This is a genomic window from Daejeonella sp., assembly GCF_046590655.1.
Lineage (GTDB): Bacteria > Bacteroidota > Bacteroidia > Sphingobacteriales > Sphingobacteriaceae > Daejeonella.
Genome location: NZ_JBKJUM010000031.1, coordinates 1 through 23,495 on the forward strand (window position 1 = coordinate 1; position 23,495 = coordinate 23,495).

Consider the following 23,495-nt stretch of genomic DNA (forward strand, 5'->3'; position numbering starts at 1 on the left):
ATCTTGTATTTCTTCGAATCGTGCAATCTGTATTTCCCGCCCTGCACTTACCCGTTCCCTGATAGCTTTGCTTTTTTCAGCAGGACGATCAGAGGAGAGTTCGCTGAAGTTTACCGGCGTAACTTCTACATGCAGATCGATGCGGTCGAGCAGAGGGCCTGAGATCTTACTCAGGTACCGTTGAACAACACCTGGAGCGCAGATACAATCCCTTTCGGGATGGTTGTAAAAGCCGCATGGGCAGGGGTTCATCGAAGCTACCAGCATAAAACTTGCTGGATAATCAATTGTCGATTTTGCCCTCGAGATGGTCACCCGGCGCTCCTCCAGCGGCTGACGCATCACTTCAAGTACTGTCCGTTTGAATTCCGGGAGTTCATCCAGGAAAAGAACCCCATTATGGGCAAGTGATATCTCTCCGGGCTGCGGATTAGTTCCCCCACCAACGAGCGCTACATCCGAGATTGTATGATGCGGCGACCTGAATGGCCTGACTGTCATTATCGATTCCGATGCAGAGAGCTTTCCGGCTACAGAATGGATCTTGGTGGTGTCTAGGGCTTCGTATAAATTTAAGGGCGGCAGTATAGTCGGTAAGCGTTTCGCCAGCATTGTTTTGCCAGCTCCGGGCGGACCAATGAGTATTACATTATGTCCCCCTGCTGCTGCGATTTCCAGGGCACGTTTGATATTTTCCTGCCCCCTCACGTCAGAAAAGTCACTTTCATAATTGCTTATGTTGTGAAGAAATTCCTGTTTGGTATCTACTATGGTTCGCTCCAGGGATCGTTTACCAGTAAAGAACTCAATTACCTCATAGAGATTTTCCACTCCATATACTTCAAAATTATCCACTATAGCAGCTTCGCGCGCGTTCACCTTTGGGAGGATCAAACCCTTGAAACCGTCACGTTTACCTTGTATGGCAATGGGAAGTGCGCCTTTTATAGGCTGAAGGCCTCCGTCTAATGATACTTCACCCATTATCAGGAATTCTTTGAGCTTCTCCCGTGTGATCTGGCTTGACTCCGCAAGAATGCCCATTGCAATGGGCAGATCGTAAGACGAACCCTCTTTGCGAATATCTGCCGGGGCAAGGTTCACCACGATCTTCCGGCGCGGCATCTTATAACCAGAGTTATTGAGCGCACTTTCAATCCGGAAAAGGCTTTCCCGTACAGCATTGTCCGGCAAACCAACAATAAAATATTTCGTGCCGCCGCTCATATTAACTTCCATTGTGATGGTAATGGCTTCAATCCCGAAAACGGCGCTTCCGTAGGTCTTTACTGGCATGATACAGAGGTAGAAATCTAATTTACAAAATGCTCAGGCCGGTACGGTTAAAAGAGCGTAATAATGAGGGAGCGGTACCACCATACTTTTTAAGTTTCCATATTTTTTGAATTAATTATGGAACTCAATTATCTGTACGATGAACTAAGTAAAGGCAGGAACGGAATAAATGGATTTGTGGGGAATATATACGTTTATGCCGTTTTCCTTAAACTTGTTGAGAGTCAAGATGAAATTTGTGTACAAGGAGTAATGATAATAGACGGGATAACCTATAGATGCGGTTAGAAGTCTGTTTTGCCCAGAAAAGAAGGTATTTGAAAAGATAGTAAACAGCTTATCGGTCATGAAAAGTATTAAAGAATACTGTTATTACCGGCTTCTTTAAGATATTTCATTGGGATTAAAGCCGTATTCATTTGGCCATTTATTGTACTAGAAAGCCGTTTCATACTAAAGTTACTCAAAGCTATATCCCAATGATACACCTGCCCAATCAGTGAAGACTTGCTTTCTATGATATGGCGCCCAATAAAGCCTGAAAAGTAATCCATCTTTAAGTGGCTGAAAACGATATCCAATGTTAAGATTTCCAGATGATCGGGATGGAAGTTTTTCAGGAATGGGGGAGCTTAGGAATTGGGCGGTATAACCAATACCTACTTCCAAAGCATGACGCTTTGGACCAATATTGTAAGTTACCCCGATTGGTATGGAAAGATAGTTGGGCATTTGAGCATAATCTGAATTTATGTACTCACCAAGACCAAAACCTGCCCGAACTCCAAAACCGTCGTTATGATGCCGTTTCAGCATCATATCATAATTCAAAGACAACAAGGGACTATTTCCAAGAAATTCAACAAAAATAGACCGCCTAAAATCCTGATTGTCTGAAGCTACTGGAATTGGACGACTATACCCCATATTGGATTTCTTTGCCAAATACCTAAGCTGCAAGTCTAGACCAATATAATTTGAGCGAACAGAAAATGTACCATCGGAGCGCTCTCCGTATAAATTAACATACATGCTGCCATCTGAAATTGATTTAATACCGACATTGTGCCTTAGTCCAAAAAGAAAGTTAGTCCGTGCAGAGAAACCGTCCGACCAACCCCAAATTGCCTTTAAGCGTTCTAGTTGCTTTCTTTGCTAAAAATATAAGTAATGACACAAGGAGAACGCATGGAAGCCGAGGTAGAAAAGTGTCGTGAAAGCAAACTGACCAAGGAATAAGGGAATGGTATTATTAAAAACTATACCCAAAAGAAAGTCCAGCCCATTTCCCATATAATCCGTCTTTATCAAAAGTTGGGGCCCAGGTAGCACGCATCATGAAACCATTTTTCAGCGGTTGAAGGCGGTAACCTAAGTTCGCTACGCCATAAGCTAACAATCCTGGGTCGCCTACAGGCTTGGTTGGTGCTACGTTAGTTGTAAGCCCTACTCCCGCTTCAAATCCGCTTCGGCTTTTGCCTGCAATCTAATTTAGCAGTATGGGAAAGGAAACATACCTCGCACCTTCAGTCTCCTCAGTGGAATATAGCCAACCTCCGCCAACTCCGATTCTGGCACCCAGCCCATGATTACCCAGTTTAAATCGACGGTCATAGTTGACTGAGTACAGACCGCCACTGCCCAGTGCTTCCAGGAATAAGGCCTGCCGAATCTTTCCATCATCTGCCGGAACGGGTCGGGTACTTTTTCGGAGATCATAACTATACTGTATTTTTAATGCGAGCGAATTGGTAATAGAATTAAACCCGCTCATATAGACGCTTCGGTCGGGCCTTCGGGCAGAAAGGCGACCATAAGCAATTCCGCCAAAACCGACATTTTTAGTCAGGCCTACACTGAGTTTCCTTGAATTTTCGAAGTTTTTTATATATGAGACTCCAGCGTAAGCATTCGATTGAACATCATTATTTGTTCCATAAGAGTAGATAGAAATAGGGGGAATAGGAATTAAGATTTCCCTTCATGGCTTCAGGAAAGGTCGATATACTTCACGCTTCGAACCTTTGGGGATGTATTCAGGTCTTTTGCTTTTTCTTTTTAGCAGACGGAAATAACACGTTATTCAGGATCAAACGGTATCCGGGCGAATTTGGAGTAAGACTTAGGTCACGCTTTCTGTCGGCGGGGTTAGTAAGCATCCGGACCCCGTTATTGCGGGAACCACCTCCGCCACGTCCAATGTCGCCTTCCGGGTCGTGCCCGCCATAGTAAGTCCATTGTCCATTGCCTAATTCACCATGGATATATCGCGCCACTCCCGCCACTTTCGTTTCACCCATCACCAACACCTGCGATCTTACCGTACTCTCATTGAAAGCTGTGGTCTGTCCGTTAAACCCTTTGATCACGAATTCATGATTTTGCGTAAGCATAGAAGGAACCAGGTCCCATTTTGCGGAATAGCTGAATAGGGTAAAAAAATCATTTTCGGGATTTGCATACCTGCCGGCATTGATATTGGAGAAGCCGCGATAATCAGGTTTTAAAATGAAATTGCCAAAAGCGAGCGTTTTATTAAAATCAAGTTTGGATTGAGCCCCGGGATCAGATCCATCACCATCGTAATTACTTTCAACGATATCGATACCTTCAGCAGCCAGGGCAACATCAAGTGTTTCGCCAGCAGAACACATGGCAAACAAATAGCCGCCGCCGCTTACGAACTTGCTGATGTTCTTAGCCACAGTAAGCTTCATCTGCGAAACCTTGGAATAGCCATGTCTGGTAGCTATAGATTTCTGGATATTAATGTCTTCCGGTGATTGCCTTTGCCCTGAAAGTCCGAATTGGCCCGTAAAATCTTCATGATGGAGATGCAGCCATTCATATTTGGAAAGATCGCCCTTCAGAACTTCATCATCATAAATAATATCATAGGGAATTTCCGCATATTCGAGTGCCAGCTGTACCGCATCGGTGTAGTCCTTAGTAGTAAAAACATTATTGGGCGAATAAACAGCGATTTTCGCAGCGGTCTCAAGCTTGACCATTTCCATGTTTATTTCAGGGCTTGCAATCTCTGTCAGAATTGCATTTACCTGGCCATCAGTAATAACTTCGTAGGATATCCCGCGCACACGACACTCATTTTCGATAGGCTGGGCGTATTTGATTAGAAAACTTCCGCCACGGTAATTTAGAAGCCAGTCGACGGACACATCTTTTTTTAGTGTCCAGTACGCAATGCCATAAGATTTGAGATGATTTTTCTGGGTCTCGTCCATAGGTATGAGTATTGAAGCTGACCGGGAGAACAGCGACAGAAGCAGAAAAATAGCTGTCAAATAGTGTTTAACCATTTCTTAATCATAGCGTTAGTATAAAGCTATGAATAAAAGGAGGGAAAAATATGCTGGAAATTGATGTGGAGTGTAATATTGTTGTAGGGATGGGAATTTACGAAGGCTCGTACCTGGTCGGAAATTTAACCGCAGAGGAAGCAAAGTACGCGCGGAGAACGCAGAGGGAAGTCGGATAGCAGTGTTGTAAAAAGAGTGAACCGTCTTTTCTCTGCGTTCTCCGCGAAAAACTCCGCGACCTCTGCGGTAAAAATGCAACACGATGTTTTGTAGCCCTACTTTCCGAACGGCATTTTCGGCATTCCCTTCATCATTTTTGCAGCAGCAGCTGGATTCGAGAATTGCTTCATCACTTTACGCATGTCTTCAAATTGTTTAATCAGCTTGTTCACTTCCGCAATGTTTGTTCCCGAGCCGTTTGCAATTCTGCTTCGGCGGCTCTGGTTGATGGAGTCAGGATTTTCGCGCTCGTGGGGAGTCATCGAACGGATGATGGACTCGATGGGGGTAAATGCATTGTCATCAATATCAACGTCTTTAAGAGCTTTACCGACACCGGGTATCATTCCCATCAGATCCTTCATATTACCCATCTTTTTAATTTGCTGGATCTGGCTGAGGAAATCGTTAAAGTCAAATTTATTTTTGCGGATTTTTTTCTGAAGCTCGGCGGCTTCCTTTTCGTCGAACTGCATTTGCGCGCGTTCAACCAAAGAAACCACATCACCCATTCCCAGGATCCGGGAAGCCATACGGTCTGGATAGAACACGTCGAGGGCTTCCATTTTTTCGCCCGTACCTATAAATTTTATAGGCTTATTGACGACTGATTTAATTGAAAGTGCTGCACCGCCACGGGTATCGCCATCAAGTTTTGTTAATACAACACCCGTGAAATCAAGCCGGTCATTGAACGCTTTAGCGGTATTAACAGCATCCTGCCCAGTCATTGCATCGACAACAAACAGAATTTCGTGAGGATTGGTGCTTGATTTCACCTCGGCGATCTCATTCATCATTCCCTCATCTATTGCCAGGCGACCGGCCGTATCAATGATGACGACGTTTTGACCATTCTTTTTCGCTTCCGCGATACCAGCCCTTGCAATTTCTACAGGATCTTTCGAACCACGATCAGCATAAACCGGAACGTTAATTTGCCCGCCTAAAACTTCCAGCTGATCTATAGCGGCAGGGCGGTATATATCCCCGGCAACTAAAAGAGGTTTTTTACCTTTCTGTGTTGCAAGAAAATTAGCAAGCTTCCCGGAAAATGTAGTTTTACCCGCACCGTTAAGTCCGGCGATTAAAATAATTGTTGGGTTGGCTGTGATGTTCAGTTCCTCAACGGTTCCACCCATCAGGTTTGCCAGCTCATCATTCATTAGTTTCGTGAGGAGCTGTCCGGGCGACACAGAGGTTAGAACATTCAGTCCTAAAGCCTTTTCCCTGACTTCATCTGTAAAAGCTTTGGCAGTTTTATAATTAACATCGGCATCCAGAAGAGCTTTTCTAATCTCTTTCATGGTTTCCGCCACGTTTATCTCGGTAATGCTTCCCTGCCCCTTTAATACCTTGAAGGCCCTGTCCAGTTTATCCTGTAAATTTTCAAACATCTTAATCAGCTTTTAGCTGGCGCAAAGTTAATGTTTTCGAACAAATTCCTTCTCACCACTTCTCTTTACTGCCCCGAAGTGTCCAGGCATTTTCCAAAATTTAACACCGTTTAACACCTTTTAACGAAATGTTGCAACGTATTTACACTTTTTGCATCTAATATTACTGAAAACTAAACTAAGCCAATTACTGAAATCAGGACTACTTTTAGCCTGCCTGCTGTGTACTGCCTTAAAATATTGTATGATCTCTTACCTTCAGCTTAAGAAAAAGACCTGATTATCGTGGAAATTTATAGACCAGGCCGAGAGAAAGTGCCTGACTTGCCTGAATTTCATCTGCTGTATCATCGTCATAAAGAACTATGCCTGCAAGGGATACGTTGATCATTCTATTCACTCGTGCCGTTAGCGTGACATCAAGCCGGTTATCTATGCTTTTGAGCTTTTCGTAGTTTGCGAACATCGTATATCTGCTTTTGAGATTTAGGTTTTCAGCTATGTCCTTATCAATTGCCGCAACAACCTGGAATGCAAGTTCGTTTCTGAAGTTTTTTCCAGGTTTAACCCCGAAATTTTTAGGATTCGTTCTATATAAGTTTGTGTCAATAACGAAAGTTTGCCTTGCCGTTCCTGTACCGATCCGTATAAAAAAATATTTTACAGGTTTGTACTCGAAACCTATTGATTCCGTTAGATATCCCGGCGCCATAAATCTGGAGAGAAGGGTCCTGATCTCATTTCCCTGCGCATTTTTGGTGAAAGAAAAACCTCTATCGAATTGCGATTCAAAATTCAAAGAGCCGAAAAAATACCAGTTCTTTGATAATTTAAGAGCAACCTTATTATCCCAGAATATCCGGTCGGCAGTTTTACGTGAGAGCTGGTCTTTGTTCTTTAGTTTTCCATATTGCAGTAAAACTTCCGAAACAAAGTTTTTATCACCCTTGGTATAGTCTGTTTTGTATGAATATTGTCCTCCAAAGGCCAGGGAATTCACGCCACCTCCACCCCAATTTTCGCTGAAGGAAGCCTGGTTTACGTTTAACCCTAATGAAGTCCATGTTCGCCAGTAATTAATACTTAATTTTAAACTATCAGGCTCAGGAAGCTTGACAATTTCAGGAAAAATTACCGGCCGTCGCACAGGTAGTGTATTTCTTCGGGGATACTCCTTAAGATCTTTCAGGATGGTGGTATCTGATTGGTTTTTAGATTCCTGTCCGCTCGCTTCGTGGCATTGATAAATGATAAAAAACAAAAGGATCAAGCAGCGGATAAGCATTTTGCAAATAAAACGAAAAAAGGCCTCTTTCTAATATTTTTAAGGATTTATGATTGGAAATATCCTATCCAGGAGTAAAATCTACGCGTTTTTAAATACATTAAGTCGGAATCATTAATATAAGCTTCTCGCTCAAAAACTATATTTCTGTAAGCCTGGGCATGATTTCTATACCAAAGGAGATTAACGAGATAGTGGAGTATATAGATAATATAAAAAGGTATGACCAATAACTCGATTTGCTGTCTGATGTGTATAAGTTCATGATTGATGATCTGTTTATTATTCTTCAGACCATTATACTTAATAAAAATAAAAGGGAATATTGCCATTCCTGCTGCCGGAAGAAATGACAGATGAACAACCGGAAATTTCATTGTTCATTACCCTTTAGAGGCCCAAGCCGGTAAGTCCCGGGGTTTCCGAGATAGCTTAGATACGACTTTTGTATATATTTTATTAACTCGTAATCATTTGCCTCAAGGATAAAGTAATAACCTGGTTTATATTGCTGTTTAAAATCAATGAGCTTGGCACCGCTTAAACCCGTTACATTATTGAGAAGAGTTCTTGTAAACCGATATTCGATCATAGCATCGCGATAATCACGTTCAATAATTTTTTGCAACATCCGCGCGTTTTTACCTTCTTTACTTAAAAGATTATATATCGCGTTGATGCTTAAACCTGCCCCACCACCTCCATTACTGCCGCCGGTTGTGAATACATCTTTAACGGCACCCTTAGTATAAATGGTATTATACTCTTCCTGCGATTGTTTAAGCTGTTCGGCAGGCGTTTTCAGGCTATCACGCACAACAACTTCCTGAAGCTGGATACTATTTCTCCGTAAATAGAATAGAAGTGTTTTTTCTGATTTAATACTGATAGTATCTACACCATATCCCTGCAGGGCAGCGACAAGCACATCGCCCGTTCGGGCCGTGGTTTTAAACTCTCCTTTGGTAGTATTATAGAATCCTTCGCCGGTTCGGGTGTTATAAATATAAACACGGGTTAAGCGCTGCTTGCTGTCCATATCAAACACAATACCCTGAAAACCTTGATCCTGAGCGATCAGCTTGCCTGCAGAGATGAAAAACATAAATAGTATGTAAACAGCTTTTCTCAATTTCAATAAACTTACGGGTTTCTGTTATGTGTAGGTTTGGATTTAACAATTTTAACGTTTGAGAGCAAGTATCAGGTATCAAGCCTGCCTGCCGGTAGGCAGGGATCTAGTATCAAGATGCGGTTGTTGGTAATTGAGAAAGGGTTTTAGTAGTTCTAGTCGCTGCGTTTTGCATTTCAATATAAGATAACTGTTCAATTATCGAGCTTTAAGTCTTGATTCTTGATACTTGGCTCTCATTTTGAAACAAGCAATAACTGGCCCAATTTGACATCGGAGGTTCCGAGATCGTTCAGAATTTTAAGATCATCTATAGTAATGGAGAAGCGTTTTGCAATAGAATACATGGTATCACCTTGTTTAACTTCGTAAATCTTCATTTCTACCGGTGCTTTGGATGTTTCCTGCTTCTTTTCCTCGGGAATATTCTGCACTATTTCAGTCAAAACCTTGTCCTCACGTTTGATCTTTTCCAAATAACCTTCTTTACGATCATATTTGCTGAGATCATAGCGGTCTACCAATGTTATCAGCAATTCCGCATAACGGGGGTTAGTTGCATAGCCTGCTTCTTTTAACCCGCTTGCCCAACCCTGATAATCGTCTTTGTTGAGCTCGAATAATGAAGCATAACGCTTACGTTTTAGAAATTCTGAGTGGTCGCGAAAAGATTCCTCCGGGCTGCTGTAAACCCTGAAGCAATCATTTACCTGATCATCGTCTTTCAAAATAGTTTTGCCTTTCCATTCGGAAGTGCATTTAATACCAAAATGATTGTTAGCATCGCGGGCCAGGCTACTGTTGCCATTACCCGATTCAAGCAATCCCTGTGCAAGAGTAATGCTTGCAGGAATGCCGTAACTGTTCATCTCCTTGATAGCAATAGCTTTAAATCTTTCAATGTAAGCTTCGGCAGTGTATTTATTAACCAGCGTGTTTCCGCTTATGGTTTTAATTGGTTTTGATGCCTGGGTAGCAGGAGGAGCAGGTTTTGAAACTGTAACCTTACGGGTATTGCAGGCACTTAAGATTGATATTAAGACTATTGAGGGTATTAGGAATATCTTCATTTAAAACTGTTAGTAATGCACTGGCTAAATTCAATAATTTCAGATCTTTCTTAAACTTTTTCTTTGCTATTTTGATTTACAGTACCAATTTTTGTCCGATGGCCAACTTACTGTTTGCCAATGAATTTCTAATCATTAAGTTTTTAACGCTCGTGCTAAACTTCTTTGCGATGGCATTTAGAGAATCACCTTTTCTAACTATGTAGACAGAAAGTGCAGATTTCGCGGGTTTATGTGGTTCGGATGCTAAATTCAAAGGATTTACCTCAGCACCTTCCGGCCGGGCATCAAGTTCATATAGCCGATATTTTTTGATGATCTCAAGCACACGGGTAGCCCATTGTTTACTCGCTGCATAGCCGCCGTTCTCAATCCCCTTAACCCAGTTGTAATAGTCGTAACTAGAATACTTGTCAAATAGCGCTTTAAACTTTCTATTTCTATGCATGGCGCCCATAAAATCGCGATAAGAGTCTTCAGCAGATTCGTACCCGCGGTATGAAGACTTTATATCTGTGCTTGTATTTTTGCCTTTTATGCCGAAATAATTGTTCAGGTATTTTGCGAGCTTACTGTTCCCGTTAGCCGATTCATGCATAGAGATGGCTAGTATTACACTTGCAGGGACACCCTGGTCGTTCATGTGGCTTATTGCAAGATCCTTGTACTTCTCAATATACTCGCGTGCGCTGGTTTGTGCTTTAACAGTTGAACTCAAACAAATAAATAGCAGAATACATAAATGTTTCATGATTTGATGCTTTAAGTTTTTGAATAAACTAAAGAAGAACGCTTGTTTTATCGTTTTCTTATAATAAACAACCCATCGCGTACAGGGAGTATTAGTTTATCAACCCTGTGATCCTCAGTCACCATTTTATTAAAATTAGCAATTATTGCTGTATTCTGGTCTGTTTTTCTTTCAAGAACTTTTCCACTCCATAGCACATTGTCCACGATAATAATTCCACCCGATCTTAATTTATCGATCGCCAGACTGTAGTATGCGCCATTATTTTTTTTATCGGCATCGATAAATACGATGTCGAAAACTTCTTCTATTTCGGGGATTATTCTGATCGCATCACCCAAATGATATATGATCTTATCATGGAAAGTCGATCTGCTGAAATTAGCCCTTACCATATCCTCGAGTTCCGCGTTTACATCAATCGTATGGATTGATCCATTTTCTGTTAGTCCTTCAGCAAGGCATAACGTAGCATAGCCTGTGAATGTCCCTATCTCAAGAATGCACGAGGGTCGAACCATATTACTGAGCATACTAAGTACCCGGCCCTGGTAGTGTCCCGACAACATGCGGGGCATTGAAACTTTAAGGTTTGTCTCCCGGTCTATTGTCTTAAGAAGCTCGTCTTCGGGATCGCAGTATTTTAACAGGTAGTTTTTTAGGCCTTCACTGATAAATTCCATAGTGCAAAGGTACGCATTCCTCCCGAAGCCCTGATTTTCCTACTGATAGCTTCTTTTCTCTAGATAAGACTGCAGTATAATCGTTGCAGAAATCGTGTCTAAACGGGCCTTGTTTTGTCTGTCTGAACGCTTCAAGCCACTTTGAGCTACTACAGCTGAAGCCATTTTAGAAGTGAAACGTTCATCGATACGTTCAACCGGTATTTCAGGGAATTGCTTGGTAAGTATCGTAATAAAACCTTTAATATGGGGAGTAGATTGTGAAGGAGTTCCATCCATTTGCAGCGGCTCGCCAACTACAAAAAGTTCCACGTTTTCCCTGGAGAGATAATTTTTTAAGTATTCGACTATATCCTTGGGATGAATGGTATCTAAACCTGTGGCGATGATTTGCAGCGGATCTGTTACAGCTATGCCAATCCGTTTGGTTCCATAATCAAAAGCTAAGATCCGCATGAAGTTATGAGGGGTTAATTTACAAATATACCAATGTAAGCCTATTCTTAAAACAACCTTTTACTGCAACTTGGTGGTACCACAAGTTGTTCATTCACCTGAAGGGTCTTGTTCACGATATTATACGCCGCTACAGCACAATATTTTACACATTCCGCAAAAAATTTTACTGAGGACACTTCTTTTCTTATTTTGCACGATGCAGTTTAGTGAAATCGTAGGTCAGAAGGAAGTAAAGGAGCATTTAATCAGGACTGTTGCTGAGAACCGGGTCAGTCATGCACAGCTTTTTCTAGGGCCTGAAGGCTCAGGAAATTTTGCCCTTGCTTTAGCTTATGCCCAATTTATATCGTGTACCGATCGCTTAGAGAAGGATAGCTGCGGAGTTTGTTCTTCTTGCAGAAAATACACTAAACTCATTCATCCCGATCTGCATTTTTCATATCCTTTTTTCAGGGGCGGAGAAAAAGAAGACGGCATGCCCGATCTGGAAGAATGGCGGAATCTGGTGCTGAGAAATCCTTACTTTAATCTGGATGAATGGCGTGAACGCTTAGATGCTCAGAACAAGCAGCCCAATATAAACAAAGCAGAATGTATGAACATTTTGCACAGGCTTTCTCTGAAGCCTTTCGAGTCGGAATATAAGGCAATGATCATCTGGCTTCCCGAATATTTAAAGAACGAGGGAAACCGACTCCTCAAAACTTTGGAGGAACCAGCAGAGAAAACACTAATCATACTCGTTGCTCAAAACCAGGATCAGTTATTGAATACGATCATTTCACGGACCCAATTAGTGAAAATACCGGCACTTAGCCAGGCGGAAATCCGCGATCATTTGCTAAGGACGAATGATATCAGCGAATCAAAAGCCGCACAGACTGCATATTTAAGTGAAGGAAATTTAACTGCTGCCCTGAACTTTCTGGAGGAGGACGATAATGACAACTTCCGACTGTTCTCCGGATGGATGCGGATGACTTTTGCAGACAGAGGACCGTTCATCTTCGAATTTGTAGAGCAAGTATCAAAAATTGGCCGGGAGAGTCAGAAAAACCTGCTGAAATATGGTATTAGCCTTATCCGCGAATGTATAATGGTTCTTTCTGATGCTAATGAACTGGTACATTTACCATCTGCAGAACTTGACTTTGTAAATAATTTTACTAAGCATCTGAATTTTGCAAAAGCGGAGGCGCTTATGAATGAGATGGATAAAGCCCATTACCATATCGAACGAAATGCAAATCCAAAAATTTTATTTTTAGATGTATCTTTACAATTCGTTAAAATTTTAAAGTTTAATACGCTCCCTGCGGGGACTCAAAATATACTGACTTAGTTATGGGTTGTGGAAGTTGTTCAACAGGGGGATGTGCCCCTGCCGGTTGCAAGAGTAATGGCTCCTGTCTTACTAATGGCTGCAGTAAGCTTGATGTTTATGATTGGCTGTCGCATATGGACATGCCGTCGAATTATAAGCCATTCAATATTATAGAAATTAAGTTCAAGGGCTCAAGAAAGGAGTTCTTTTTAAATACAGAAAATCTTTACCTGGAAGCGGGTGAACTTGTTGCGGTGGAGACTACAACAGGTGGTTATGATATCGGCCATGTATCTCTCACGGGTGAACTGGTAAGAATGCAGCTTAAAAAACGGCATGTACGCACCGAAGATGTCGTTAAAAAAATATACAGAAAGGCAAGTCCTGCCGATGTCGATAAATGGAAAATCTCTAAAGATCTGGAGTTCGAAACCATGCATAAATCCAGGGTTCTGGCAAAGGAACTAGGTTTAGCAATGAAATTAAGCGACGTAGATTACCAGGGTGATCGTACGAAGGCTACATTTTATTATACTGCCGAAGGGCGTGTGGATTTTAGAGAGCTCATTAAAAAGATGGCAGAAACTTTCCGTATCCGCATCGAGATGCGTCAGATAGGTATGCGCCAGGAAGCGAGCCGTTTGGGTGGAATCGGTTCCTGCGGACGTGAACTTTGTTGTTCAACCTGGTTAACAGATTTTAAAACCGTTTCCACTTCTGCAGCGAGGTACCAGAATCTTTCTTTAAACACCTTGAAGCTAGCCGGACAATGCGGCAAGCTTAAATGTTGTCTTAACTATGAGCTTGATACCTACATGGACGCTCTTAAAGATATTCCAGACAACGTGGAGCGACTTGAAACACTGACCGGGACGGTGCGGCATCAGAAAACTGATATCTTCAAAAAGCTCATGTGGTTCAGTTATCCTAACGATGAGAATTGGATTGCTTTGGACATTGCACGGGTAAAAGAAGTTCAAAAGCTCAACCGGGAAGGTATCAAACCTGAGTATTTAAAAATTGAAGTCGAATCAAGTAAAGTCATTCCTGATAAAATACTTGATTATGAGAATGTTGTCGGACAGGATAGTTTAACTCGTCTGGATAATAAAAATAACCGGAACAAAAAGAACAACCGGAACAAAAAGCCCAGGCCTAAAAGCTTAAACTCTATTGAACCAGTGAGCGGTGAGAATCCCCAGCGGCCACAACAAGTTCAGCAAAGTCAGCCCAGACCGATCAATCCACAGCCCAGACCAGTCAATCCGCAGCAGACGCCGAGGCCGGAAGGCGGAGCTATCGCTCAGCCGGATGGTGAACGTACTCCTGCGCAAAATCGAAATAATAAGAGAAGAAAGAATTATAGAAATAATAATAATCGCGAACGGCCTGCAGAGTAAGATGAAATTCAGGAAATCAATACTTCTGCTCTTTATTTTAGCTGTATCGGGCCTTGCTTCCTGCCAGGATACTCAAACTGTTGCTGACGATAATTTTGAGATTGCAGGTCATAACTGGAGCTATACAGAAAAAGTTCAGATTCCCGTTATCATCGAAAACCCCGACCTGGCGTATAATTTATATGTGAATCTGCGTTTGACATCCAGATATAAATACTCAAATATTTTTCTGCTTATACATATTGTTGGACCGGACGGAAAGAAAACGACAGAGCGAAAAGAGTTCAAAGTAGCGCTTCCTGATGGTGAGTGGCTGGGAAGCGGTTCGGGGGATCTCTATAGCTTTCAAATTCCTTTTAAAGAAAAATTTAAATTCCCATTGAAAGGAAAATATGTAATTGAACTTGAGCAAAATATGCGCGATAACCCGTTGAATAATATTTCAGATGCTGGTTTAAGGGTTGAAAAAGTCAACTAGTGATGGAACAGTTTAAGCGTTTTATAACTAGTAGATATTTTACCTTTCTATCTATCTTCCTGATCATATTTAGTATATCGTCTGTACTTCTGCTAGACGTAAAACATCCTTTATACTTTTTCTCGATTGGATGTGGGCTGGTAGTTTTTTTCTTGCAGAGATACAGGAAAAGCTTATTAAAAGATTGAGCTTAATTAATCAGGCACCTTCAATTCCAAATTGTTGTGCTATTTTCATTAAACCAGCAATATTCTTAACATCCAATTTTCTCATAATATTTTTCCTGTGGGTTCCCACTGTAAATTCGCTGATAAAGAGATTGTCGCCAATCTCTTTACTGGTAAGCTCCTTCTCAATCATTCTTATAATTTCTACTTCACGTCGTGTAAGCTGAAATTTCTTCATGAAATCATCAATAAAATAGTGATTGCTATCAATTTCTGACTCTAGCGACTGCTCAAAATATGATCCTCCCACGGCAACCTTGGATATAGCTTCTTTTAATATGGTAGAAGCACTGCTTTTTAAGATATAGCCGTCAGCCCCCAGTTTCTTAATTTTATCAACAAGCTGTGGCTGATTATAATTAGTTAATACGATAACCTTGATATTGCAAAATTCCCGTTTCAGCACCTCCAGCGTTTTAATTCCATCCATATTTGGCATGTTGAGGTCCAGTAAAATTATATCTGCGGGATTAGAACGCAGACTGTTGATGAGCTGTTTGCCATCATTTACAGGTTTTAACAAAGTCAATCCCTCCACTTCTGAAAGTATTGAAATCAGACCCTCTATTAAAAGCTGGTGATCTTCAGCAATAATAAGTTTTAGCATTCTTCAACAATATTTAGAGGGATTTCAATATTTATTAAAGTTCCGCCTTCCGCTTTTTCCGTAAATTCAATTTGTCCCTTAAAATATTCCACTCTTGATTTTATATTATTTAGACCCAATCCACTTTTGGTTTTTAGCTGATCATTCTTAAGTCCTTTACCATTATCTTCTATTAAAATAGATAAAGCATCGTCATGCTCGATTAGTTGAATAAGGCAATGCGAGGCCTCAGAGTGCTTCATCATATTATTGAGTAATTCTTGAACTACCCTGTACATGTCATTTAGAAAGTTGGAGGTATAATTTTCTGTGTTTTCAAATCCAAGAATAACATATTCAACATGGATTTTGTTCGTCAGGTTAATGCTTGTCGCTAAATCGATAATAGCGTTTTTAAAACCATATTTTTCAATAGCTAAAGGAGTTAATGTATGACTCATATTACGAATGGTATCTGAAACTGAACACAGGACTTTCATCGATTTTTCAAGATTTATGTTTGAATTATCCTGAGATTTATCTTTATCTATAACTGTAGAGATTTGAAGGATTGCTAGCGAAAGCATAGAACCCACATCATCATGCAGCTGATCAGCAATTTTTCTTCGCTCTGTTTCCTGCGTTGTTATTATACGTTCAGTCAATTCATTTTGTCTTTTGTTAACCTCAATCAGAAGCGTTTCTTTGTCGTTTTTGTAGGAATTAAAACGATGAGCTAACCCGAAATTAAGGATGATAATTTCAATAACAAGGCCGGTTTGGATTCCAAAATTGGACAAATAATACAATTCATTGTTCGCCTTACCGCTGTGAATGATTAGCTCCGCAACTGAAAATACCATTAGCATAAATATGGAAATCAAATAAAACCATGCGGCTCTGTTTCTCTTTACAATTTGCTCCGCTAAACTTAATGAAATGAGGATTACAGTTAAGGCTCCTAAAATCAATAAACTCCCCAGGAACCAGTATGAGAAGGAATGCAATACAGTAGGCAAGATCAAAAAGCATAAGGCTAATATGAAAGAAGCAATTTTTGTGATATGAAGAGGCTTGTAAAAAGCGCTTTCCCTGGCTTGACTGACGAATGATTGCATCAACTGGATAATCGTAATATTTAGAAGTGTATTGAAGACTGGCCTTGCTCGATTTGCAAAATCAGGAAATTCGAACCATAAGAATTGATAACCATATCCCTTATCAGCTGCAATCCATAAAGTTGCGATCAAAAGATATAGTAAATAGTGCAGGTATAATTTTTCTCTGACAGTAATATACATAAAACACACAAAAACTATCACTAGTATAATAATACCCCACAGTATTCCAGCGATTAAATTTTCCTTTGTCGACTTCTGAAATAGCTGCTCAGAATTCAAGATTTGCACATTGAGCTGCAAGGATTCAGCGCGCTTATCTATTTTGATAAGATATATAGATTGATAGTCTGCATCAAGAGGAAAGATGAAAAGGCGATTGTTAATAGGGCGTTGCTTAAATGGAAAATGGTCCCCGGTGAGGTATTTTATTTGAGGTTTATTCCTGTCGGATATGTAAAATTCGATTTTATTAATATGTGCGTTTCCAATAACAAGTTTGTGATCTAAGTTTTCAGGACCAGACCTAATGATTAGCCAAAAAACCGATTGTGTAAACCCGGGATTAAAAGATTCATCTGACAGCTTCTTAAACTTCCCCTGATTAAAGACTTCCAGAACCTGTTCAGAATTTAAGGCGTTTCCCTTGTCTTCGTAGATATAGATGTTTGATGCAGCTGAGGCATCGGAAAAAATAACTATTAACAGGATGCTTAGATACCGAATCATATATGAAATAAACACATGTAATCTTGTTAAGTAGTACTATACGTTACTATATACCAATATTGGATCTTGTTAAAAATTAGTAATCAGGGATTCCAGCTTCATCCCTCTTGACCCCTTTAATAAAATGGTTGAGTGAGTCGGGGGCGTTTCCTGAAGCGCCAGAAAAGCATCAGAAGTAGTTTTGTAAAATTCACCTGATTTACTGTTCAGCTTATAAAATTCTTCACCAATAAATATTTTCCGGTTTGCAGAGGTTTCCATGACTTTTTCCAATATCAAACGATGCTCCATTGGGGAATCCAGTCCTAATTCGAACATGTCACCAAGTATAATAACTTTGTGTTCTGCAGGCACTGTTTCAAGGTTGTCCAGCGCTGCCATCATGCTGCTGGGATTGGCATTGTAATAGTCACAAATAATCGTATTTTTTTCAGTTTTTAAGATTTGAGACCTGTTATTAAGGGGTATATAAGCTTTTACTCCCAGATTAACCTGGAGGGGGCTAAGCTTAAAAAAATTGCCGATGCAGATGGCGGCGAGGATGTTTTCAAAGTTGTATAATCCAGGTAGATTTGATTCTGCCGTAAATATCGCCTCATCTTCCTGGCTTTTCAATTGCCATTCGACAGTAAGGTAAGGAGAAACTTCGGTCAAGCCTCCGGAAATATAATTCGTTGCTCCTTTTCCATAATCAACAACATTTCTTACTTCACGATCACGACTCATATCCACCAACGTAGGATTATCAGTGTTTATAAACACCGTTCCATTAGTTTCTGCGAGGTATTCATATAGCTCTCCTTTCCCAATCTTAACCCCTTCTACGCCCCCAAACCCTTCTAAATGCGCCTTTCCTACATTAGTGATCAAACCATACCCGGGTTGTGCCAAACTACAAAGGAATGCGATCTCTTTTTGGTGATTAGCGCCCATCTCGATAATTGCAATATCGTAGTCTTCAGTTATTGCGAGTAACGTTAAGGGAACCCCGATATGATTATTGAGATTACCTTCAGTAGCATATGTTCTGCAATGTTGCGATAAGACCGATTTAATCAGTTCCTTAGTAGTGGTTTTGCCATTTGATCCGGTGATGCCAATTACAGGTATTTTTAATTGCCGGCGATGAAACGCAGATAGGTCTTGAAGCGTACTTAAAACATCTTCGACAAGCAGATATCTGTCGCTAACCGCATACCGTTCATCATCCACGACGGCATAGGCTGCTCCCCCCTTGATAGCCTGGGAAGCGAATTCGTTGGCATCAAAATTTTCACCTTTAAGCGCAAAGAACAGGCACGATTCTGATATTTTTCTAGTATCGGTGCAAATGACCCGATGTTTTAAGTAGAACTGGTAGAGATCCTCTGTCTTCATAAGAATATGTGTGTAATATTAAAAATTTTTCCTGTTTATAGATTTAACAATTTGGTATTTTGAGCGAAGGTTGTGTAGATTCGTTGATATTTCGATACATTGTTTCCCCGCTTATTGCTTTATCAAATCTATGAATAAGTTCCTGACCATTTTATTTCTGATCTGCACAGAATGTTTAACACTGAAAGCTCAAAAGATACAAACACCTGCTGAATTTCTGGGCTACAAGCTCGGGGAACAATTTACCCCACATCACCGCGTCGTTGATTATTATCGATATTTAACTACGGCCTCCAGTAACATTAAGCTGAATGAATATGGAAAAACCAATGAGGGACGCCCGCTTTTGTTGGCCACTGTTGCCTCAGCTGAAAATATTGGGAAGCTTGAAGATATCCGGAAGAACAACCTAAGGCTCGCAGGTATAAGTAATGAGATTCCAACCCCAGGGCAGCCTGCCATTGTTTGGCTAAGCTATAACGTTCACGGAAATGAGGCAGTTTCTACCGAGGCTTCGTTACAGACCATTTATGACCTTCTCGACCCTTCAAATCAGCGCAGCCAGTTGTGGTTAAAAAACACTGTTGTTATCCTCGACCCTTGTTTAAATCCTGATGGCCGCGAACGATATGTTAATTTTTACAACCCCGTTCGAAATTTGGTTCCTGATGCGTTTCCATCATCACGCGAACATTTTGAGCCATGGCCGGGTGGTCGTGCAAATCATTACTACTTCGACTTAAACCGGGATTGGGCGTGGCAGTCCCAAGTTGAAACTCAGCAGAGAATGCTAGTCTATAACAAATGGCTCCCGCAAGTTCATGTTGATTTTCATGAGCAAGGTGTTAACGAACCCTACTATTTTGCTCCCGCAGCAGAACCCTACCACCAGGATATCAGTAAATGGCAGCGGGAATTTCAGACCATAATCGGCAAAAACAATGCACGCTATTTTGATAAGAATGGCTGGATGTACTTTACCCGCGAACGTTTTGATCTTCTATACCCCTCTTACGGGGATACCTATCCTATTTATAATGGATCTGTAGGTATGACCTACGAGCAAGGCGGTTCGGGCCGGGCAGGATTGGCGATCGTCAATTCAGAAGGGGACACACTGACTTTGAAAGCGCGGATTGATCATCATTATACTACCGGCTTATCTACTGTGGAGGCTGTATCGCAGAACGCCTCGAAAGCAATTGCTGAGTTTAAAAGCTATTTCGACGCTAGTAAAACCAATCCTCCCGGAGAATATAAAACATATGTTATCAAAGGTGAGAATACTGAAAAGCTTAAAGCCCTTTCAACAATGCTCCAAAGGAACGGGATTGAAGTTGGCTACGGTTCTGCTAAAGGTGCAAGCGGTTTTAATTACTTTACAGGCAAAAAAGAGAATTTTAAGGTTGAGAAAAACGATATGGTGATCAGCGCATACCAGCCTAAATCAGTGTTGCTTAAGGTTTTATTTGAACCGAAAACCTTCGTGTCTGATTCCGCGACCTATGATATTACTGCATGGTCCTTACCTTATGCGTTTGGATTGCCTGCTTATGCCACTTCGGAGAATCTTAAATCTCTTTCAGCCGTTTTACCAGAGGTCACGGCTGAAGCAACCGAAATCTCTAACCCCGTGGCCTATATCGCGAACTGGAATTCACTTTCTGATGTTAAATTTCTGGCTCAATTATTAAAATACAATATAAAGGTAAGATATTCGGAGGTGCCTTTTGAAACCGGCGGCAAGCGCTTTAATGCTGGCTCGCTGATTATTGCCCGTACCAGTAATGATGGTTTTGGTGAGGGATTTGGCCAAATAATAAAGAGCCTGGCTGCTAGTTCTGGTATTACACTACAGGCTATTGCCTCGGCATACGTTGATAAGGGTGCGGATCTGGGTTCTGATAAGGTCAGGTTTATTCGTAAGCCCAGGATAATGGCAATAACCGGCGAATCTTCTTCCTCTCTTTCCTTCGGAGAGGTGTGGCATTTTTTCGAACAGCAGATCAAGTATCCATTAAGTGTTGTTCGTGCTGAAGATCTGCAGAGGGTGAACTTAAATGAGTTTGATGTGATCATATTTCCTGATGGAAATTATTCAGATCCTGGAAATGAAAAAATACAGCAGTGGATTCGAGGCGGCGGCAAATTGATAGTTATGGAAGGGGCAGTTTCTCAGCTGGCTGGTAAAAAGGGTTTTGATCTTAAATATAAAGAGGAACCTAAAAAGAACGAAAAGGACCTCAATCCCTATGAGGATTTGAAGATCTACGAGAACCGGGAAAGAGAAAGAGTTGGGGCTAATATTCCGGGAGCAATATACAAGGTAGATTTAGATAGTACTCATCCTCTGGGCTTTGGATTTCCAGGTTACTACTATACCTTGAAGCTTGATGATAAAGTATACCAGTATCTAAGTTCCGGATGGAACGTTGGAGTTTTAAAGAAAGATAATTATGTGACCGGTTTTGTAGGTGCTCAGGCGAAGAAAAAACTAGTTGACGGTATGTTATTCGGAGTTGAGGACATAGGCAGCGGATCTGTAGTTTACCTTGCTGATGATCCATTATTCCGGAGCTTTTGGGAAAACGGAAAGTTGCTTTTTAGTAATGCGGTCTTTATGGTTGGACATTAAAAAGGGCCGGGGTCGCCGGCCTGTTCATTTATCTTATGATTACAGATGTCGAATCATTTTTTAAATCGGCAAGCTTATCATACTGACACTTTAAACCTTCATTTGTCATTTTCCATTTGGATACATAATCCGGGCCAGCGTCATCAGGCTCACACTCCCATATGTAATAATCACTCAAATAATGGCCTACCGATCTATCAATCATCACAATAGTGTTCACCGGGATTCGCAACACAAGAGTTACCGATTGGTCACGCCATAATTCACCTCTTTCCAGGTATGTTTTAGAGTCAAATGTCAAAAGAGAATCTTGCAGGGTAAACCTGTGATTCACACGACGGGCCGTACTCAAAGCTTGTTCGAAATCGGAGCCTTTTGCGCTAAATTCCTGTACAAGTGTCGGTTTATCGACATCGCCCTTGACTATCAGAATTCTTACACTCGTCGGCTCGTTAAAATTATTGTCCCTCCTTATTAAAGTTCCTTTGAAGTTGGTTTGATCTATTTTGTAGCGAACGCTATCTTCTTTGGTTAGATACTGAACTGTGTTAACCTTCAAATAATAAACTGGCGAGGGGGTTAGGGGAGTGGTTATAGAGAATTCAGCTTCCTCATTAAATTCGGAAGCTATTTTTGAAGCATGAAACACACCCAATACAAGTCCTCCAATCCAAACCATTAACATAGTGAAATAAACTGTTTTCGATACTGCGATTTTTTTTACCAGCACCCTCAAAGCGAATAACACGAGCGCAGCAATTGGTATAAAGAATATTATAAAAGCGCTAACTGATAACACGGATTTGTGCCCAGGATTTACAATCGTAAATGGAAAAGTGTTTATCTCGTTGCTATTCCAGAAACCAAGAAATACTATTAGTCCAATAAATAATGAAATCATTGCCAGAATTCCTGCGAAGGCAACAACTGCTACAATAAATTTGATAAACAGTGTAGCAAGTACGACTATGAACTTCCCAATCTGATAAATCAACGGCCTTGCCTCATTGTGTGCACGCTGAAAGCCCCCTTTCAATCCTTCAACTTCTTCATCAAAATTTTTCTTAAAATTCTGGATATTGATGGATTCACCCTTCATCGCCATTTTATCGGCCCGGGTTACTGCTGCGGGTATAATTACCCACAGAATGATATATACTGGCAATCCTATTCCTCCCATAAAAATTAGAATTATAGAGAGTAGTCGCATCCAGCGCGGTTCCACACTAAAGAAGTGACCCAAACCCGCGCAGACGCCTCCTAAAATTTTATCGTCAGCATCGCGGAAAAGCTTCCTGCCCGACTTCGGGAATTTATCTTCATCTTCATCGTCGATGTCAAATTCATTTACATTTCCCATTGTTCCCGTCACGAATTGTACATCGGCCAGTACAATTACTTGTTTTTGATCAGAAACAAGTCTTTCGTTGAACATCTCAGCCAGACGGTTTTCTATATCCGTAACAATTTCTTCGCTATCAGATGAATATGCAAAATGCCTTTTCACTTCCGTCATATAGCTCCTCAAAACCTCGTACGCATTCTCCTCTATATGGAAGACAATGCCGTTTATATTTATGATTATAGTCTTATTCATGATCTTGGTTGGTTTGGTCAGAGGTTTTATTTGAGCTATTATTATTCCGATTCTTCAATGATGTGTTTACGGAATAGGAGAGTTCTTCCCAGGTAATATCCAGGCGCTTCAGTACTTCAGTTCCTGCCGGAGATAGTATGTAATATTTTCTGGGTGGCCCCGAGGTTGATTCCTGCCAATTATAAGTCAATAGCCCATTATTTTTTAATCGTGTCAAAAGCGGGTATAAGGTCCCTTCAACCACCAGTAAGTTTGCATTCTTCAATTCTGCAATAATGTCTGAAGCATATATCTCCCCTCGGGAAATAATTGAAAGAATACAATATTCCAGTATTCCCTTCCTCATTTGGATTTGTGTGTTCTCCACTATCATAATACAAAGATATATGCTTTGTTTGGTATTATGCAATAC

General features: G+C 40.9%; 20 protein-coding genes. 4 read left to right on the plus strand and 16 right to left on the minus strand.

The features are described 5' to 3' along the window. From ACLL8Z_RS03065 to ruvX, 11 genes are all read right to left on the minus strand, one after another. Positions 1-1,296 (minus strand): YifB family Mg chelatase-like AAA ATPase (locus ACLL8Z_RS03065; RefSeq protein WP_411273284.1); only part of this gene is annotated, 1,296 nt, incomplete at its 3' end. A gap of 459 nt (positions 1,297-1,755) precedes the next feature. After that, on the minus strand, positions 1,756-2,328 hold the full coding sequence (locus ACLL8Z_RS03070) for a hypothetical protein (protein WP_411273285.1): 573 nt from the start codon (positions 2,326-2,328) through the stop codon (positions 1,756-1,758). 454 nt (positions 2,329-2,782) lie between these two features. Further along, the gene (locus ACLL8Z_RS03075; RefSeq protein ID WP_411273286.1) at positions 2,783-3,070 is read right to left on the minus strand and encodes a hypothetical protein; all 288 of its coding nucleotides are present in this window, start codon (positions 3,068-3,070) and stop codon (positions 2,783-2,785) included. A 262-nt stretch (positions 3,071-3,332) separates the two neighbouring features. Next, positions 3,333-4,541, minus strand: coding sequence for an asparagine synthetase B (locus tag ACLL8Z_RS03080; RefSeq protein ID WP_411273287.1), 1,209 nt, complete (start codon positions 4,539-4,541; stop codon positions 3,333-3,335). 350 nt (positions 4,542-4,891) lie between these two features. Further along, positions 4,892-6,232: a signal recognition particle protein gene (gene ffh / locus ACLL8Z_RS03085; protein ID WP_411273288.1), complete on the minus strand. Its 1,341-nt coding sequence runs from the start codon at positions 6,230-6,232 to the stop codon at positions 4,892-4,894. Positions 6,233-6,512: 280 nt separating this feature from the next. Then, positions 6,513-7,517 (minus strand): DUF3078 domain-containing protein, encoded by a 1,005-nt coding sequence (locus tag ACLL8Z_RS03090; protein WP_411273289.1) that lies wholly within the window; start codon positions 7,515-7,517, stop codon positions 6,513-6,515. 373 nt (positions 7,518-7,890) lie between these two features. Next, a complete protein-coding gene (locus tag ACLL8Z_RS03095) occupies positions 7,891-8,622 on the minus strand; it encodes a hypothetical protein (protein WP_411273290.1) in 732 nt (243 codons plus the stop codon). Between the two features lie 263 nt (positions 8,623-8,885). Then, on the minus strand, positions 8,886-9,719 hold the full coding sequence (locus ACLL8Z_RS03100; protein WP_411273291.1) for a glucosaminidase domain-containing protein: 834 nt from the start codon (positions 9,717-9,719) through the stop codon (positions 8,886-8,888). Between the two features lie 76 nt (positions 9,720-9,795). Beyond that, the gene (locus ACLL8Z_RS03105) at positions 9,796-10,470 is read right to left on the minus strand and encodes a glucosaminidase domain-containing protein (RefSeq protein WP_411273292.1); all 675 of its coding nucleotides are present in this window, start codon (positions 10,468-10,470) and stop codon (positions 9,796-9,798) included. Positions 10,471-10,517: 47 nt separating this feature from the next. Continuing rightward, entirely contained in the window at positions 10,518-11,153 is a 636-nt protein-coding gene (locus ACLL8Z_RS03110) for an O-methyltransferase (protein WP_411273293.1), read from the minus strand. A 39-nt stretch (positions 11,154-11,192) separates the two neighbouring features. After that, a complete protein-coding gene (gene ruvX / locus ACLL8Z_RS03115) occupies positions 11,193-11,609 on the minus strand; it encodes a Holliday junction resolvase RuvX (protein ID WP_411273294.1) in 417 nt (138 codons plus the stop codon). A 199-nt stretch (positions 11,610-11,808) separates the two neighbouring features. Between ruvX and ACLL8Z_RS03120 the strand changes: the two genes are divergently transcribed. Genes ACLL8Z_RS03120 through ACLL8Z_RS03130 form a run of 3 tightly spaced genes read left to right on the plus strand, consistent with a single transcriptional unit; the run spans position 11,809 to position 14,814 of the window. Beyond that, entirely contained in the window at positions 11,809-12,954 is a 1,146-nt protein-coding gene (locus ACLL8Z_RS03120) for an ATP-binding protein (RefSeq protein ID WP_411273295.1), read from the plus strand. A gap of 2 nt (positions 12,955-12,956) precedes the next feature. Further along, entirely contained in the window at positions 12,957-14,336 is a 1,380-nt protein-coding gene (locus tag ACLL8Z_RS03125) for a stage 0 sporulation family protein (RefSeq protein ID WP_411273296.1), read from the plus strand. A gap of 1 nt (position 14,337) precedes the next feature. Further along, positions 14,338-14,814: a gliding motility lipoprotein GldH gene (locus tag ACLL8Z_RS03130; protein ID WP_411273297.1), complete on the plus strand. Its 477-nt coding sequence runs from the start codon at positions 14,338-14,340 to the stop codon at positions 14,812-14,814. A 198-nt stretch (positions 14,815-15,012) separates the two neighbouring features. Here the strand turns inward: ACLL8Z_RS03130 and ACLL8Z_RS03135 are convergent, their stop codons facing one another. From ACLL8Z_RS03135 to ACLL8Z_RS03145, 3 genes are all read right to left on the minus strand, one after another. Continuing rightward, positions 15,013-15,648, minus strand: a complete 636-nt coding sequence (locus ACLL8Z_RS03135) for a response regulator (protein ID WP_411273298.1) — start codon at positions 15,646-15,648, stop codon at positions 15,013-15,015. After that, the gene (locus ACLL8Z_RS03140; RefSeq protein WP_411273299.1) at positions 15,642-17,474 is read right to left on the minus strand and encodes a 7TM diverse intracellular signaling domain-containing protein; all 1,833 of its coding nucleotides are present in this window, start codon (positions 17,472-17,474) and stop codon (positions 15,642-15,644) included. The genes ACLL8Z_RS03135 and ACLL8Z_RS03140 overlap by 7 nt, the downstream gene beginning before the upstream one ends. A 69-nt stretch (positions 17,475-17,543) precedes the next feature. Next, on the minus strand, positions 17,544-18,851 hold the full coding sequence (locus tag ACLL8Z_RS03145) for a UDP-N-acetylmuramoyl-tripeptide--D-alanyl-D-alanine ligase (protein ID WP_411273300.1): 1,308 nt from the start codon (positions 18,849-18,851) through the stop codon (positions 17,544-17,546). A 130-nt stretch (positions 18,852-18,981) separates the two neighbouring features. On the opposite strand from ACLL8Z_RS03145, the gene ACLL8Z_RS03150 reads away from it, so the two are divergent. Then, positions 18,982-21,486: a M14 metallopeptidase family protein gene (locus ACLL8Z_RS03150; protein ID WP_411273301.1), complete on the plus strand. Its 2,505-nt coding sequence runs from the start codon at positions 18,982-18,984 to the stop codon at positions 21,484-21,486. Between the two features lie 28 nt (positions 21,487-21,514). Here ACLL8Z_RS03150 and ACLL8Z_RS03155 read toward each other — a convergent pair whose 3' ends face one another. Both ACLL8Z_RS03155 and ACLL8Z_RS03160 read right to left on the minus strand, forming a co-directional pair. Continuing rightward, positions 21,515-23,083 (minus strand): PspC domain-containing protein, encoded by a 1,569-nt coding sequence (locus ACLL8Z_RS03155; protein WP_411273302.1) that lies wholly within the window; start codon positions 23,081-23,083, stop codon positions 21,515-21,517. Beyond that, positions 23,076-23,456, minus strand: coding sequence for a PadR family transcriptional regulator (locus tag ACLL8Z_RS03160; protein WP_411273303.1), 381 nt, complete (start codon positions 23,454-23,456; stop codon positions 23,076-23,078). The genes ACLL8Z_RS03155 and ACLL8Z_RS03160 overlap by 8 nt, the downstream gene beginning before the upstream one ends. Between the last annotated feature and the right edge of the window lie 39 nt (positions 23,457-23,495).

Coding starts and splice junctions, on each gene's coding strand:
- ACLL8Z_RS03070 (WP_411273285.1), bottom strand. CDS start 2,328: ATGTATGTTAATTTATACGGAGAGCGCTCCGATGGTACATTTTCTGTT.
- ACLL8Z_RS03075 (WP_411273286.1), bottom strand. CDS start 3,070: ATGAGCGGGTTTAATTCTATTACCAATTCGCTCGCATTAAAAATACAG.
- ACLL8Z_RS03080 (WP_411273287.1), bottom strand. CDS start 4,541: ATGGACGAGACCCAGAAAAATCATCTCAAATCTTATGGCATTGCGTAC.
- ffh (WP_411273288.1), bottom strand. CDS start 6,232: ATGTTTGAAAATTTACAGGATAAACTGGACAGGGCCTTCAAGGTATTA.
- ACLL8Z_RS03090 (WP_411273289.1), bottom strand. CDS start 7,517: ATGCTTATCCGCTGCTTGATCCTTTTGTTTTTTATCATTTATCAATGC.
- ACLL8Z_RS03095 (WP_411273290.1), bottom strand. CDS start 8,622: ATGTTTTTCATCTCTGCAGGCAAGCTGATCGCTCAGGATCAAGGTTTT.
- ACLL8Z_RS03100 (WP_411273291.1), bottom strand. CDS start 9,719: ATGAAGATATTCCTAATACCCTCAATAGTCTTAATATCAATCTTAAGT.
- ACLL8Z_RS03105 (WP_411273292.1), bottom strand. CDS start 10,470: ATGAAACATTTATGTATTCTGCTATTTATTTGTTTGAGTTCAACTGTT.
- ACLL8Z_RS03110 (WP_411273293.1), bottom strand. CDS start 11,153: ATGGAATTTATCAGTGAAGGCCTAAAAAACTACCTGTTAAAATACTGC.
- ruvX (WP_411273294.1), bottom strand. CDS start 11,609: ATGCGGATCTTAGCTTTTGATTATGGAACCAAACGGATTGGCATAGCT.
- ACLL8Z_RS03120 (WP_411273295.1), top strand. CDS start 11,809: ATGCAGTTTAGTGAAATCGTAGGTCAGAAGGAAGTAAAGGAGCATTTA.
- ACLL8Z_RS03125 (WP_411273296.1), top strand. CDS start 12,957: ATGGGTTGTGGAAGTTGTTCAACAGGGGGATGTGCCCCTGCCGGTTGC.
- ACLL8Z_RS03130 (WP_411273297.1), top strand. CDS start 14,338: ATGAAATTCAGGAAATCAATACTTCTGCTCTTTATTTTAGCTGTATCG.
- ACLL8Z_RS03135 (WP_411273298.1), bottom strand. CDS start 15,648: ATGCTAAAACTTATTATTGCTGAAGATCACCAGCTTTTAATAGAGGGT.
- ACLL8Z_RS03140 (WP_411273299.1), bottom strand. CDS start 17,474: ATGATTCGGTATCTAAGCATCCTGTTAATAGTTATTTTTTCCGATGCC.
- ACLL8Z_RS03145 (WP_411273300.1), bottom strand. CDS start 18,851: ATGAAGACAGAGGATCTCTACCAGTTCTACTTAAAACATCGGGTCATT.
- ACLL8Z_RS03150 (WP_411273301.1), top strand. CDS start 18,982: ATGAATAAGTTCCTGACCATTTTATTTCTGATCTGCACAGAATGTTTA.
- ACLL8Z_RS03155 (WP_411273302.1), bottom strand. CDS start 23,083: ATGAATAAGACTATAATCATAAATATAAACGGCATTGTCTTCCATATA.
- ACLL8Z_RS03160 (WP_411273303.1), bottom strand. CDS start 23,456: ATGATAGTGGAGAACACACAAATCCAAATGAGGAAGGGAATACTGGAA.